Consider the following 14,606-nt stretch of genomic DNA (forward strand, 5'->3'; position numbering starts at 1 on the left):
GAAGCCGGACCTCGGCGCTTGAGCGGCACCAGAGAGAGCACCGGCTCTTCTCAACGATCAGCACCCGACTCGCCGCACCACCCAACCCTCACGGCAGTCTGATTTATCATATTTAGGTCACGATAGAGAGCCGTCCGCTCGGCCCACGCGGACGGCACTGACAAGGACGGTGTCGGTGCCTGGCGTGATCTCGGAAGCGGGAAATCTACCCGCGGCCTTCACCACTTTCGTAGGCCGTCGGCGCGACATCGTCGAGATCCGCCGCCTCCTCGGCTCGGCGCGACTGCTGACGCTCACCGGGGTGGGCGGGGTGGGCAAGACGCGGCTGGCGCTGGCAGTGGCCGCGATGTGCGGTAAGGCCTTCGCGGACGGGTGTTGGCTGGTGGATCTGGCGCCGTTGCGGGATCCGTCGGCGGTCGCGGGCGCGGTGGCGACCGCGCTGGGGGTGCCGGACTTGGGCGCCAGGCCCGTCCTGAACGACCTCGCGAGGCATCTGGCCGGGCGTCGGGTACTGATCGTGCTGGACAATTGCGAGCATCTGGTCGACGCCTGCGCCGAACTGGCTGACAGGCTGCTGTCGGCCTCCGCCGAACTACGGATCCTGGCGACGAGCCGCAAGACACTGGGCATCGCGGGCGAGCACGTCGTCACCGTACCGCCGCTGTCCGTGCCGGACGAGGCGGTCGAGCTCCTACGGGACCGGGCCACCGCCGTCCGGCCGGACTTCCGGATCACCGACGCGAACTGGGCCGGGATCCGCCGGCTCTGCGCCGACCTGGAGGGGTTGCCTCTGGCGATCGAGCTGGCCGCGTCCAGGTTGCGCACCCTCACCGTCGACCAGGCGGTGGACCGGCTGGAGGAGGACCGGTTCAAGCTGCTCACGGGCAGGAACCAGGCCGCCCATCCGCAGCAGCGCACCCTACGCGCGCTGATCGACTGGAGCTACGACCTGTGCTGTCCCTCCGAGCGGCTGCTGTGGAACCGGCTGTCGGTCTTTGCCTCCGGTTTCGGCCTGGACGCCGCCGAGGGCGTCTGCTCGGGCGAGGGCATCGCCCGGGACGAGGTGCTCGACCTGCTGGACCGGCTGGTCGCCCAGTCCGTCGTCCTGGCCACCGAGCACGAGGGCCTGCCGCGCTACCGGCTGCTGGAGACCATCCGCCAGTACGGCAGACAACGGCTCGCCGCGTCCGGCGAGGAGCAGCGGCTGTTGCTGCGACACCGCGACTTCTTCCTTGCCCTGGCCGAGCGGATCGCCGACGGCTGGTACGGCCCCGGCCAGGAGGCGGCCCTGGCCCGGCTCCGCGCCGAACACGGCAATATGCGGGCCGCGCTGGACTGCGGCGGCGACCCGCAGGCCACTCTCGCACTGGCCGCCGCGCTGCGCTTCCACTGGTGCGCCGACGCGCTCCTCGGCGAGGGGCGCCGACAGCTCGAACGGGCGCTCGCGGCCGCGCCCGAGCCCACCCCGGCCCGGGCCAGGGCACTGTGGGTCGCCGCCTGGGTAGCGCTGCTGCAGGGCGACCACCCGGCGGCCGAGCGGTGGCTGGACGAGGCGGAGGAGCTCGGCGAGCAGTCGAACGACTTGGTGGTGCGTGCGACCGTCCTGTCTTTCCGCGGCACGCTGGCCTTGAACAAGGGGCGACGGAAGGAGGCCGAGTCGCTGTTCGAGGACGCGCTCGCCACCCCGACGACGCTGGGCGAGGAGCCCGAGGCGGTTTTCGTGCTGTTCCAACTGGTCGCCGCCCAAACACATCCGAAGGACCAGCGCGCGGCAGAGACCGGCCGGCGCGCGATCGCGATCTCCCAGGCGCACGGTGAGCGGTGGGCCCGCGCGCACGCGCTGTGGGCACTGAGCCTGGACGCCTGGCTGCACGACGATCTGGAGGCGGCCATGGCCCTGGTCCGGGGCGCCCTGGAGATCGAGAGAGGCTTCGGCGACTACGTCTCGACGGCGCTGATGCTCGAACTGCTCGCCTGGATCACCGCCTCCCACGGCGACCACGAGCGGGCGGCACGGCTGCTGGGCGCGGTGCGCCCCCTGTGGCAGGACATCGGCACCACCATCCTGACCTTCGGCCCGCTCCTGGGTGTGCTGCACAGCCGCTGTGAGGAGGCGGTCGTACGGGCCCTGGGTCCGGAGGCGTACGAGAAGGCTCTCACGGAGAGCGGTCGCCGCCACGACAGCCCCGCCCGGGTCATCGCCTATGCCCTGGGCGGCGACAACGGCGACACGGGCGAGAGCGGTGCCGAAACGGCCACCCCGGCCGACGCCGTGACCCCGCTGACGCCCCGGGAGCGGGAAGTGGCCGCGCTGGTGGCTCAGGGCATGAACAACCGGGTGATCGCCGCGATGCTCGTGCTGTCGCCACGCACCGTCGAGGGACATGTCGAGAACATCCGGGCCAAGCTCGGCTTCGGCGGCCGTGCCCAGATCGCGGCCTGGTGGGCGGCGAACCAGGCGCCCACTCCATAGGTCGAACAGGGACGAATGATGATGAACGGGGCGTTCATCCCGTAACCCGTTCGGCGACCGGCGGACCAGGCACACGGGAGCTGCCACAGGAATCGCATGGGAACCACATCAGAACCCCCGTAGATATACGTATGGCCCGGGGCCGGACCCCGGGCCTTTCATGTGTCGAGACGCCATACCGAGGCGGACGACGCCGGTCGAGTGTCCTCCCCCTCGGTTCGGCGCAATCCCTCACGGGCGGGCTGCGGCCCGGCGCCCGGACCCCGGCGACCGTACGCACGCCCGGTTCGCGATCGGCAGCGGCCATGGCATCGGATGTCCTCATCCCGCTGCATGCCGCCCACCGCTTTGAAAAGGATAACGATGCGAAGAACGAACGCGGCCGGGACAGCCCTCGCGTCCTCTCATGTCATGGCCTCGCCGAGCCGGCTCCCGGCTGCCGCTCGGGCCGCCTTCCGAAGGGCGGGCGGCCCGAGCGCCTCCATGCGTCGACGGACGTCCGCCGCACTCCTGGCCGTTCTGTCCCTCGTGCTGGCCGCCGGGGGCACGCTGACGACCGCCGCCCCCGCGCAGGCCGAGATCACCGACGGGCTGCTCCTGCGGTACAAGCTGGACGAGACGTCCGGCACGGTCGCGCACGACGCCTCCGGCCACGGGAGCGACGGCACGGTCAACGGCACCACCGACTGGGGCGACACGGACGGGCTGGGCTTCAACGGCTCCAACACGTACATCAAGGTGCCGAACAACATCATGGCCGGGCTCAGTTCGGTCACCGTCGCGTTCGACGTGTGGATCGATCCCACCATGGGCAAGCCGTACTTCCTCTACGGGTTCGGCAACACCAGTGGCACCAGCGGCAACGGCTACCTGTTCAGCACCGGGAACCAGTTCCGCACCGGCATCACACTGACCGACTTCCACGCCGAGCAGCAGACCCGGCCGCCGACTTCGTACGCGCTGTCCCGCGGCATGTGGAAGCACTTGACGTACACGCAGACGGGGAACACCGGTGTCCTCTACGAGAACGGCGTGGAGAAGGCCCGCAACACGTCGGTGACGATCACCCCGGGCGCGATCGGCGGCGGGACGACCACCGCGGACTACATCGGACGGTCGCTGTATTCCTCCGACCTGTACTTCAAGGGCCGGATGCGGGACTTCCGCATCTACAACCGGGCCCTGTCCGACTCCGAGGTACATGCGGTGGCCACCGGCGCCGAGGCGCAGTGGGAGCAACTCCAGGCGCTCGCCTCCTACAACGGCGCGATCGCGGCGTTCGACGACCCCGATGTCGGACCGGTCGTCATCTTCCCGTCGGACTACACCGGCGACATCTACGACCTGCAGATACCGCCGGACTGGACCGATGAGTTCGGGCAGACCCCCACCGACTGGCCGGACCTCACCCCCGGACTCAGCCAGCAGTTCACGGTCGACCAGATCAACGCCCTCCAGGACGCGGTCACCGCACAGATACAACCGGACGGCGACACCACCTACCAGCTGAACGTCCACTACGACGGGATGCACGACTGGGTGGTGGCGGAGACCAACGCCCCCGCGTCGGTGACCGATCCGCTGGTCGCCCAGTACGCGGGCAAACTCGAGATCAAGACGTACACCCTCGACAATCCGCCGCTGGCCAAGTGCACCCCGGACCAGATCGCCGTGGGCAAGATAGCGACCACCGCCGCTGCGCCCGCCTCCGGTTTCAGCGACGCCGCGACGAAACTGCAGTGGCAGCAGATCCAGGCGCTCGCCGACTACAACTGCGCGCTCGCCGCGTTCGACGACCCGAACATCGGACCGGTGATCATCTTCCCCTCCGACTACAGCGGCGACATCGACGACCTGCAGAAGCCGCCCGGTTGGACCTCCGCGTACGGAGAGATCCCTGCCGACTGGCCCGACCCCACCACCGCGAAGAGCCCCCAGTTCACGCTCGCTCAGATCACTGACATCCAGAACGCCGTCGTCCGGCAGGTGTCGGCCGACGGCGACACCACCGCCTACAGCGTGGCCGTGCACTACGACGGTACGAGCGACCGGGTGGTGGTGGACACCGACGCCCCGGCGTCGGTCACTGACCCATTGACGGCCGCCTACCCGGACGAGGTCGTGATCAACACCGTCACGGCACCCACTCCGGCCGCCACCACCGACAGCTCAGCCGTGATCGGTGGCTGACCCTCGTGCACGCGTCACGCACTCCTCGAAAGGACACAGCATGAGGATTCCCCTCCCCTGGGCACCCCGCGAAAGACCGCACCGCCGCCGTGGCGGCGGTCTCCTGCGGACCAAGTTCATTGCGCCGCTGCTCGCCGTGGCCGTGCTGGCCGACGTGCTCATCTCCCTCGGAACACCGCAACACGCCGCCGCCGCGGTGGAGGACTACCGGCCCGCGACCTACAACATGCAGGGCGGCGGCGGCAAGTGGTCGACCGATATCCCCCAGCTGACCAGCGCCGGCTACAACGTGATCTCCTTGCAGGAGGCCGGCCCCAACCCGCCCGGACAACTGATCTGGACATCCCCCTACCTGTCGGAAAGCACGCATTGGAGTGGGTGGCGCGTACAGGAGTACCTGTGGCGGCCGCCCGGCCAGTCCCAGAACTGGCACATCTACTTCGTGCGCACCGACTTCGGCGCCAACAGGGTGAACCTCGCCATTCTGACCAGCTACGACGCCCCTGAGGTACACGTCGCACGGCCCGCGTTCTACGGCAACAACGGCCTTCCGACATCCCGGCCGGCCCTCGGTATCACCCTGGGCAGCACGCTCTTCTTCTCCGTGCACGCCCTGGCGAGCGGGGGAAACGACGGCGCACAGCTGCTGGCGAACATGAGCGCGGTAGCGGGAACCCGCATCTGGGCCGCCATGGGCGACTGGAACCGCGACCCGAGCAATCTCGCCATCAGACGAGGTTGGCACAGGTACACCGCCGGAACCTCCACCCAGCAGAGCGGTGGGGAACTGGACTACATGGTGTCCAACGAGCGGATCGCCGGCTACGGCGGCGTCCTGCGCGGCATGACGTCCGACCACTACGCCGTCGGGTTCCGCCGCCTGGCCGCGAACGCGGGCGTCCACCTGCTCAACGCCCACGACAGCAACCGCGACCTGGGCGTCGATACGACCGCGAACGGTGCACACGTGAACGCGTCAGGATTCAGGGGCTACAACACGGTGAACGGCAGCTGGAAGTTCGTGTCCGCCGGCAACGGTCTGTACAGCATCGTCAACCGAACCACCGGAAAGTGCTGGAGCGACAACTCCGGAAGGATCATCCAGTGGTCCTGTAACGGCGCCTCCGATCAGCTCTTCGACCTGAACTACTGGAACGACACCGGCCAACTCTCGATCAGGCCCAAGAACCGCACCACATGCGTCGGGGACGATTCCCAGTTCGGATATGGAACCGACATGCTCACCACCGATAGCTGTAGTGGAGGCGAGACCCGGATCAACTTCAGATTCGACTACGACCCCGGCCCGAACGCACCCCTCGTCGTGTTCTGACCGGTAGGGGATCCGCTTTCCGACGGCAGCATGCTGCACCCGCGCTCAGAACGGCGGTTGGCAGCATGCTGCCCTGCGAGGGTGTGACCTGCTCGCCGTACGGGTGTCTCCTGGCCTGACGGGGCTGAAATGCTGACGGGCTGCAGTGCGCCTTGGCGCGGGAGCGGCCCCTGGCAGCTTACGCAGCCAAATGAGATGACTTCCTAGCCCTCGCGGGGGTATCGATCTTGTCTATGCTCACCATCGGCGATCTCTTGTTCCCCAAGCACATGTTCAAGAGCGAGAGTTGGACATGAAAGCCCCCCCACGTAATGAGGACACGAGTCCTGGTGTCGCGGGACCTTCGTGTCATCACAAGGAGCCTACAGACATGAATTTGAGTAAGCGCCGGTCCACCAGCACATCGAATACTCGGCGCAGCCGCAGGATGCGGACAGCTGGTACCACATTCGCCCTCGCCGCTGTCGCCACCGTGGGCGGTGTCGCTGTGGCCACCCCCGCCAGCGCCGCCGTCCTCGGGCAGGTGCCCGCCACGGCCTACGGATTCCCCAGTAACATCGAGGCGGCGACCAAAGACCTGGCATTGGCCGTGTGCAAGGCCAATTACCCGGGGACCAAATCGGTCCAATACCTTGACGGCAGCATCCTCACCGACAGCTCAGGCAATGTGTATGCCCTGGCGCACTACAACTGCATTGGCTGATCCGACGCGCACTTGGGCCGACGGAACGAATCCGCCGACCGACGGCTACAAGCGGTGCGACAACGGGGTTCTCCGCCTGTAGTCGTGCCCGAAGTTGTCATGCTGTCAGGGGTTCCCGTTGGCCGTGGCGCCGGAGGCAATGGCGTCCCGGTCGACGAGGACCTCGATCGTTCGGAGGTTGCGGGAGAAGAACCCGGCATCGCTGTCCGCCCTGGTCTTCAACTGCCTTACGAGCACCGCGATATGGCTGCGGTTCGTGCTCTCCGAACAGCGTGTCTACGCCGCCACTGCCGGAGTCGACCGGGTTAAGCGCTCCGCGCCATACCGGCGGCGACGAGTCGGCCGGCCTCGGCCGCGGTCCGCCGGAACCAGATGTGCGCGGGGTCGCGGGCGTGCGCGGGATGCCACCACAGGGACTCGACCAACGTCCCCGTGTGGGAGGGCCAGTCCACGACAGCCGTCCCACTGTCGGCGGGAAACAGGCGGGCGGCTCGTTCGGGGGCCACGCCCACCCGGTCGGTGCCCGCGATGAGGTACGGCATCGTGAGGAAGCTCTCGATGGTCAGCTCGACCCGTGGTTCGGTGCCGTGCGCGAACAATTGGCGCCACGCCGGGAAGCCCGTCGCCAGGAAGGGATACGGCACCACCCAGGGGCGGGCGGCGAGTTCCTCAGGGGCGGGCGGCGTCGGCGTGACGGTGTCGACGGACACGACACACGCCCACCGGTCTTCGTACAGATCGATGGCCGGGACGTTCGTGAGCACCCCCGGCGGCAGCAGCATCCCGTCGACGACGCGCAGATGTTCCTGGGCGTTCCTGACGAGGTGCGAGGTGGCGTGCTGGAACCGCAGCCGCACCTCCGGTGCCGCGTCACGCACGAGAGCGGCGAGGGTGCGCCCGAAGGTCGCCAGTTGGATGTCGGTCACCACCAGGCTGAACTCCCGCCGGGCGCGGGCGGGTTCGAAGACCGAACGGGCTTGGAAGACCCGGTCGGCCGAGCCGAGCGCCTGTACGGCATGCTCAGCCAGGCTCTCTCCCAGCGGGGTGAGCTCGTAGGCGTTCCCCATCCGGGTGAGCAGTTCGTCACCGAAGTGCCGTCGCAGCCGGGCCAGCGCCGCGCTCACGGTCGGCTGACTCAGACCGAGCCGCCGCGCCGCCCGGCTCACGCTCCGCTCCTGCAGCAGCGCCTCCAACGGCACCAGCAGGTTCAGGTCCAGCCCCATGACGCCAGGCCTCCACCGAGCTTCTCAGCGACGTGTGCTGCCGCCGTCCGCGACAACGATCTGCCCTGTGATGAACGCGGCGTCCTCGGAGGCGAGGAACGCCACGACGCCCGAGACGTCGTCCGGCATCTGCACCCGCTGGATGTTCTGCCCCTGCACAGCCTGTTCGAAGAAGGCCTCGCTGGTGTTCTCCAGGGCCGCGGCGGTCCGGACCAGACCCGCGGCGACGCCGTTGACGGTGATGTTGTGCGCGGCGAGGTTGGCGGCCAGGACGGAGGTGAGGCCGTTCAGCGCGCCCTTGGCGGAGACGTAGGAGACGAAGGGCGGCGGCGCGGTCCAGTAGCTCGACGAGGTGATGTTGATGATCCGTCCCGCCCCGGACTTCTTCAGGTCCGGCAGGAACGCCCTGGAGGCCAGGAAGGGGCCGTCCACGTTGACGGCGAAGGTGCGACGCCAGTCTTCGTAGGTCACATGGTCGAAGTCGGCCAGCAGCACCACGGCCGCGTTGTTCACCAGGATGTCGACGGAGCCCAACTCGCTGCGGACCTTCGCGGCGAACCCGTTGATCGCCTCCTCGTCCGAGATGTCGACCGTGTCGCTGAAGAACCGGCGGCCGGTCTCCGTGACCAGTTCCCGCGTCTCGTCCGCCGCGTTGACGTCCGGGACGGCGATGTCCGCTCCCTCCGCCGCGAGTCTCCGGGCGATCTCCTGCCCGATGCCGGAACTGCCTCCGGTCACAACGGCGGTCCTGCCCACCAGTCGTCCAGCCATGGCTCATGTCTCCTCGGTCGGCGTCGAACACAGCCGGAGCGGGCGCCGCCCCGTGGGGCGCCCGGTGCCGCAAGGTCCTCACCCTTGATCTTGGTGCGTCGAGGCCGCGGGCGAGTACGGCTTGTCCGTTCAATGAACACCCACCCGCGACGCTCACGAGAAAGCCGCGACGGCCGTCTCATCGGTAGGGAGGCAGGTAGGTGATGTCGATCGGGGAACGTCGATGACGACGCCGGAACGGATGAGGGTCTCTGTCTCCTCGGCGGTCTCGCCGCTCTCCGCCCGCAGTTCGACGGAGTGTTCGCCGAGACCGGGCGGCATGAAGTACGTGTCCACTGTGGTGCGGGCGAAGTCCGTGAGCTGGTCGTTGGTGACGAAGCGGCGCCCGTCCGTGGCGGTGAACGTGCCGAGGAGGTGTCCGGCGTGCAGTCCAGGGTCCGTCGCCACTTCCGACGCGCGCCGCGCCGGCACTGCCGGAACGCCCGCGGCAGTGAGCTTCGCGACCGCGCTCTCGCGGGTGCATGACGCGAGCACCCGGGATATCACCGTCACCGGGTCCGATCGCAGTGCCGTGTCGTCCAGGTCGATCCGGCCGCGCGCCATGTCTCGGGTTCCAAGACCGCTGTCCGCAGGCGTACATGACCGTCGCTCACGGGACAGAAGCGGTCCGTGGGCCCCGGCCCAGCGTAGTCCCGCCCGCCCCACCGGCCCGCCGGGCGATCCGCGTACTCGACGAGGTCCGCCGACTGAAGGAACACGGACGTCGTCGCGAGTGAGGTCGACAGGTGCTGTCCCTCCCCGGTCATTGCCCGGTGTAGATACCGAGCACCGAGGCGAGCGTCCCGCACACTCCGGTCGTCATGTCGTTCGGCCGTTCGCCGTACGCCGTACGCCGTACGCCGTCACCAAAACCGTGACGATGTCCTTCGTGTCCTTGGCTAGGTCCTCATGCCTCGTGCCGAGTCGCCGTGTGACACCGAGTCGAAAGTTGTCGACGATCACATCGCAGGGGGTGAGAAGCCGATAGAGCGCCTGCTTTCCGCCCTCGCCGGACAGGTCGATCGCGGGCGACCGGTAAACCCGGTTGAGGCTGAAGCCCTGCATGCGCCACGGATCACCGACCAGCGGTTCGACCTTGATGACGTCGAACCCCAGCTCGGCCAGCAGACGACCGACGTAGGGCCAGGCGACATAGGCGCCTGAGACGGCGGCCCCTTAGCCGGCCAGCGCTCCGAGTCGCTCCGCGCCCCGCAGGGCACGCCTTAGCCCGGTGGGCCCCGGACACCCCGGCTCACCGGGTCGGCCGGGGCACCACGATGCATGTCAGCCTGGCCGCCGAGCCGGTCACGGTGGAAGGGGCGGTCACCGCACTGGTCGTCGAGCACGGCGCGGTGCAGGTGGTGTGAGTGCTGGACGGGGCCCGATCGGTGATCGGGGTCGAACCGGTGACCGTGTCCTTGCTGGACTGATGGTCGGCCCCCTATGCGCCCATCAGGGCCGACGACACCCCTAGAAGCCCAGGCCGGCCCTGGCGCGACGCCGCAGCGAGCCTACCCGTGGCGGGGCTCGTGTTCGCCCGGCTCTCCCCGTTGCGGCTGAGCAGTACCCTTTCCGGCAGCGATGGGGTGAGTGGTGGACTGGGCGTACCAGCTGGCCAGGATGCGTAGTCTTCCAAGGTCGTCGTCGGTTTTGCCGGCATAGACGAAGAGGATCTGGTCGGGGTCGCCCGGCAGGGAGAGGGCTTCGTAGGTGATGTCGAGGCGGCCGACGACGGGATGGTTGAACCGTTTGCTGCCCCAGGTGCGTTCGACCACGGTCCGCTCGGCCCACCAGGTGCGGAACTCGGGGGATGCGGAGCGCAGTTCGGCGACGAATTCGGCGATCTGCGGGTCGTCCGGGTTACGGCCGGCCTCCGCACGCAGCACGCCGACGACCTCGGAGGTGATCTGCGCCCAGTCGAGGTACAGGGAGCGGGCGGCGGGGTCGAGGAGCAGCCAGCGCAGCAGGTTGCGCTCGCCGGGCGGGCGGTGGTTGAACGGGGTGAACAGGGCGTCGAGAAGGTCGTTGGAGGCCAGGACCTCGTTGCGGCGGCCGAGGACGAAGGCGGGCTGGTCGTGCAGCCCGTTCAGCATACGCAGCAGAGCGGGCCGCACCTGCTGGGGCGGCGCCGGTTCAACGCTGCGGCGGGGCTGGGGGCGCAGCAGGTCACGCAGGTACTGGGTCTCGGCCTGCGTCAGTCGTAGGGCCTCGGCGATGGACAGGATGACGCCTTCGGAGGCGCTGGTGAGGCGTCCCTGTTCCAGGCGTGTGTAGTAGTCCACGCTGACCCCGGCGAGCTGCGCGACCTCTTCGCGGCGCAGGCCGGGTACCCGTCGGCCCGGGTAGTTCGCCAGGCCGACTTCGGAGGGACGGACCGCGTCGCGCCGGGCGCGCAGAAACTTCTTGATCTCCTCGGCATTGTTCGCCATGTCCGCCAGTGTTCCCCGGGTCGCAGCGGGGATCCACGGGCGTGAGGGGGAAGGTTTTTCCCCGGCAGCAATGGCCCCCGTTCACGGCTTGGTCCGCCGCCTCACGGCGTGCATCGTTGGTTGGGCGGCCATCGCAGCGACCTTGAGAGGTTCGCGGCCCGCCTGCCGTGTGCGTGACACAGGCCGGGCGGGTGTCGCTTTCCCCCGTACATAGCACCCCCTTCGCTGTCACATCTGGTGATCGCCGTGGGAGAAGTGCGCCCGTTCTGAGGAAGATCCGCATCGTGACTGTTCAGCAGAAGGTCTGGTTCATCACCGGATGCTCGACCGGCTTCGGCCGTGCTCTGGCCCAGGAGGTCCTCGCCGCCGGCCACAAGGCGGTCGTCACCGCCCGCGACGTCGCCCAGGTCCAGGATCTCGTCGAGGGCAATGACCAGGCGCTCGCCCTGCCCCTCGACGTCACCGACGGCGCGCAGGTCAGGGAGACCGTCGAGGCTGCGGAGAAACACTTCGGCGGCATCGATGTGCTGGTCAACAATGCCGGCATCGGCTACTTCGCCGCCGTGGAGGAGAGCACCGACGACGAGATCCGCCGGATCTTCGACATCAACGTCTTCGGCCTGTCCGACGTCATCCGCGCCGTCCTGCCCGGTATGCGCGATCGCCGCTCGGGAACGGTCGTGAACTTCTCCTCCATCGGAGGACTCCGCGCCTTTCCGGCTGTCGGCTACTACGCCGCCACCAAGTTCGCCGTCGAGGGCCTGACCGACGCCCTGCGCCAGGAGGTCGCCTCGCTGGGCATCACCACGCTGCTCGTCGAGCCCGGCCCCTTCCGCACCGACTGGGCCGGCCGGTCCGCCAACGAGACGCTGCCCGAGCGGGAGATCGCCGACTACGCCGACACGGTCGGCGCGCAGCGCGCGGTGTTCCGCGCGGACACCGGCAAGGAGCCCGGCGACCCCCACGCCGCCGCCCGGGCGATCATCACCGCCCTCGCCTCCGACACCCACCCCCAGCGCCTGCTGCTGGGCGCTCCGGCGTACGGCATGGCGATCGAGCAGTTGGAGTCCATGCTCGCCGAGATCCGCGCGAACGAGGCGCTGACGAAGTCGGCCGACTTCCACGCCTCCGCCGGCTGACCTCGAAATCGGGCGGGCCGGCCGGTGACGACGCCGCACAGCCTGTCGCCGGCCTCGGCCTCACCCACGGCCCAGGGAACGCTGGTACCGCACACGGTTCTTCGACGACCTGACCTACCAGCCCGACGCGATCACGGACGCCGATGTGGACTTCTGCGCGCGCACCGTCCGACCAGTGCGCACGGCAAGGAGGAAGCCACCTTGGCAGACAGCCACGAACCCCACTTCCAAGGCCGCGTCAGCGCCATCACCGCGCCTCCTCCACATCGGCGCGACCACCGTCCGCGTCGTCCCAGCCGCCCACAACGCCGATGTCACCCACCCAGACGACGTCGAGGGTCTATAGGTTTCACCGCCAGTGAGTACGGCCCTGCCAGCCACCTGGTCAGCAACGCAGGCCCGATGCTGTTTCTCCAAGTGGTCCGACCGTGCAGTCGACGACTGGGACAAGATGATCGACACCAACCTCCGTGGCTTCCCGCACGCCGGCAGCGCCGTCCTGCCCGGAATGATCGCCCGCCGGTCGGGCCACATCGTCAACCTCAGCGCGGTGCCGGCATCCGCGTCGGGGACGTCGGCGGCGTCCACAGTGCCACCAGGTTCTTCATCCGCGACATGACCGAGAGCCTCCGCCAGGAGGTCGGCACCGTCCACGGCATCCGGGTCTCCTTGATCAGCCCCGGTGTCAACGACACCGGCTGGGCTGACGGGGTCTGCAACGCCGAGGGGGACAAAAAGCCCAGGGCCGCAGCGGGTGCCATCCGCCCGGACCGCGTGGCCGACGCCGTTCTACGCCCTCGGCCAGCCCACCGACGTCACCGTCAACGGCCTCGTCATCCACCCCACCCGCCAGGACTGATACCCCCACCCCCGGCCCCATGGTCGGCGATCGGCAGCACCGGCCAGCAACCAGCCCACGAAAAGGAGCACCTCTCATGAGCAGCATCACCTCCCACCGCCCGCTCGCCCTGGTGACCGGGGCCTCCGCGGGCATCGGCCACGAACTCGCGAAACTGTTCGCCATCAACGGGTTCGACCTGATCGCCACCGGCCGTGGTGAGCACACAGACCAGGCAGCGGCCGACCTCGCGCGGCACGGCGTCCACGTCACACCCGTGCGCGCCGACCTCTCCCGGAGCGAGGGCGTAGAGGCGGTGTGGCGGGCAGTGCAGGCGACCGGCCGACCGCTCGACGCCGCGGTCCTCAACGCCGGCCGGAGCATCGGCGGGGCCTTCCTCGACACCGACCTCGACGACGAACTCTCCCTGATCCAGCTGAACGTGGCCTCCGTCGTCCACCTGGCCAAGTACGTCGCCCGGCACATGGCCGGCAACAGCCGCGGCCGCATCCTGATCACCTCGTCGCTGTCGGCGACCCTCCCCACCCCCTACGAGACCGTGTACGGGCCCTCCCGCGCCTTCACCCGTATGTTCGCCCTCGGACTGCGCGAGGAACTCAAGGAACACGGCGTCAGTGTCACCTGCCTCATGCCCGGAGCCACCGACAGCGACTTCCACGCCAGCGCCGGCATGAACAACACCGCCTTCGGCCCCGGCATGAAGAAGAACAGCCGCAAAGAAGTCGCCCGCCAAGGTTTCCTCGCCCTGATGAACGGACGTGCCGAGGTCGTCGGCGGCGACACCGCCACCAAGCGCACCGCCATCGAACACCGCTTCCTGCCCGAGACCTACAAGGCCGCCCGCCACGCCACCAAGGCCAAGCCGCGCCCTGAGCACTAGCCACAGCTAGGCAACCGTCACGTTTCAGGGCCCGGGGTGGCTCGCAGTCGGGTTCGCGAAACGCTTCCTGGTACCCGTCCCGTTCTCCCGGTTACGCCACCGGCTCGCGGGTCCCGTCGGCGCGCTGAGCGCGAACCGGAGCATGGGAACGGACCAGCGGCGCGAACGAGACATCGTCCAGTGCTCTGCCGGGGGCTGTACGTTCTCCAGCTTTACAGACCCGGTGGGTGCCGACGGTCCACCAGGGCAGCCACATCTCACCGGCAGCGACGGTGTTCGGCAGCAGCGGACCCCTGTGTCTTCCGCGACGGTGACGTCATTGGTGATGCAGCGGTCGTACCCACCTTCCAGCGGACGCGATAGCCCACCCTATGGAGGCGGACAGCCTCGTCCTGACGCCATTGTTCGATGAACGGACAGACGGCTTAAGGACAGGGCGTCGGCGAAAGAGAGTTCGCTCAGCGGAGGTGAGGCACCACATGCCAACGTCACGGCCATCGACGGCTGCTGCTTCGCGACGACCGAGGCCCGTGACCGGTGAACCGGTCACGCCCGTCGTCGGGTGGA

Annotated in this window: 12 protein-coding genes and 1 pseudogene; 6 read left to right on the plus strand and 7 right to left on the minus strand. The window is 68.7% G+C overall.

The features are described from left to right. The first annotated feature begins 175 nt into the window (after positions 1 to 175). The 4 genes from J8M50_RS39080 to J8M50_RS39095 all read left to right on the plus strand — a co-directional run bounded on the left by J8M50_RS39080 (position 176) and on the right by J8M50_RS39095 (position 6,699). Positions 176 to 2,473 carry a LuxR C-terminal-related transcriptional regulator gene (locus J8M50_RS39080; protein ID WP_223786392.1) on the plus strand — a complete coding sequence of 766 codons (2,298 nt, stop codon included), beginning with the start codon at positions 176 to 178 and terminating at the stop codon, positions 2,471 to 2,473. Between the two features lie 483 nt (positions 2,474 to 2,956). Continuing rightward, positions 2,957 to 4,663: a LamG domain-containing protein gene (locus J8M50_RS49865; RefSeq protein ID WP_010356429.1), complete on the plus strand. Its 1,707-nt coding sequence runs from the start codon at positions 2,957 to 2,959 to the stop codon at positions 4,661 to 4,663. Between the two features lie 40 nt (positions 4,664 to 4,703). Continuing rightward, positions 4,704 to 5,996 (plus strand): RICIN domain-containing protein, encoded by a 1,293-nt coding sequence (locus J8M50_RS39090; RefSeq protein WP_010356427.1) that lies wholly within the window; start codon positions 4,704 to 4,706, stop codon positions 5,994 to 5,996. 370 nt (positions 5,997 to 6,366) lie between these two features. Then, positions 6,367 to 6,699 carry a hypothetical protein gene (locus J8M50_RS39095; protein ID WP_141655615.1) on the plus strand — a complete coding sequence of 111 codons (333 nt, stop codon included), beginning with the start codon at positions 6,367 to 6,369 and terminating at the stop codon, positions 6,697 to 6,699. A gap of 105 nt (positions 6,700 to 6,804) precedes the next feature. Here J8M50_RS39095 and J8M50_RS49430 read toward each other — a convergent pair whose 3' ends face one another. From J8M50_RS49430 to J8M50_RS39120, 6 genes and pseudogenes are all read right to left on the minus strand, one after another. Beyond that, positions 6,805 to 6,936 carry a hypothetical protein gene (locus J8M50_RS49430; RefSeq protein ID WP_010356424.1) on the minus strand — a complete coding sequence of 44 codons (132 nt, stop codon included), beginning with the start codon at positions 6,934 to 6,936 and terminating at the stop codon, positions 6,805 to 6,807. A gap of 68 nt (positions 6,937 to 7,004) precedes the next feature. Next, positions 7,005 to 7,922: a LysR family transcriptional regulator gene (locus J8M50_RS39100; RefSeq protein ID WP_010356423.1), complete on the minus strand. Its 918-nt coding sequence runs from the start codon at positions 7,920 to 7,922 to the stop codon at positions 7,005 to 7,007. Between the two features lie 24 nt (positions 7,923 to 7,946). After that, complete coding sequence (locus J8M50_RS39105) at positions 7,947 to 8,693, minus strand: SDR family NAD(P)-dependent oxidoreductase (protein WP_029184216.1); 747 nt, start codon at positions 8,691 to 8,693, stop codon at positions 7,947 to 7,949. Between the two features lie 153 nt (positions 8,694 to 8,846). Further along, complete coding sequence (locus tag J8M50_RS39110) at positions 8,847 to 9,296, minus strand: CoA transferase (protein ID WP_010356421.1); 450 nt, start codon at positions 9,294 to 9,296, stop codon at positions 8,847 to 8,849. Positions 9,297 to 9,551: 255 nt separating this feature from the next. After that, a pseudogene (locus tag J8M50_RS39115) lies at positions 9,552 to 9,881 on the minus strand (CoA transferase); the annotation flags it as partial. 362 nt (positions 9,882 to 10,243) lie between these two features. Next, a complete protein-coding gene (locus tag J8M50_RS39120) occupies positions 10,244 to 11,161 on the minus strand; it encodes a helix-turn-helix transcriptional regulator (RefSeq protein WP_010356418.1) in 918 nt (305 codons plus the stop codon). A gap of 284 nt (positions 11,162 to 11,445) precedes the next feature. On the opposite strand from J8M50_RS39120, the gene J8M50_RS39125 reads away from it, so the two are divergent. Beyond that, positions 11,446 to 12,300, plus strand: a complete 855-nt coding sequence (locus J8M50_RS39125) for an oxidoreductase (protein WP_010356417.1) — start codon at positions 11,446 to 11,448, stop codon at positions 12,298 to 12,300. A gap of 114 nt (positions 12,301 to 12,414) precedes the next feature. Here the strand turns inward: J8M50_RS39125 and J8M50_RS50470 are convergent, their stop codons facing one another. After that, the gene (locus tag J8M50_RS50470) at positions 12,415 to 12,954 is read right to left on the minus strand and encodes a hypothetical protein (protein ID WP_029184215.1); all 540 of its coding nucleotides are present in this window, start codon (positions 12,952 to 12,954) and stop codon (positions 12,415 to 12,417) included. A 281-nt stretch (positions 12,955 to 13,235) separates the two neighbouring features. On the opposite strand from J8M50_RS50470, the gene J8M50_RS39135 reads away from it, so the two are divergent. Beyond that, positions 13,236 to 14,039, plus strand: coding sequence for an SDR family NAD(P)-dependent oxidoreductase (locus tag J8M50_RS39135; RefSeq protein WP_010356413.1), 804 nt, complete (start codon positions 13,236 to 13,238; stop codon positions 14,037 to 14,039). Positions 14,040 to 14,606 lie beyond the last annotated feature (567 nt).

The sequence above is a fragment of the Streptomyces acidiscabies genome, assembly GCF_020010905.1.
In the GTDB taxonomy this organism is placed as follows: Bacteria; Actinomycetota; Actinomycetes; order Streptomycetales; family Streptomycetaceae; genus Streptomyces; species Streptomyces acidiscabies.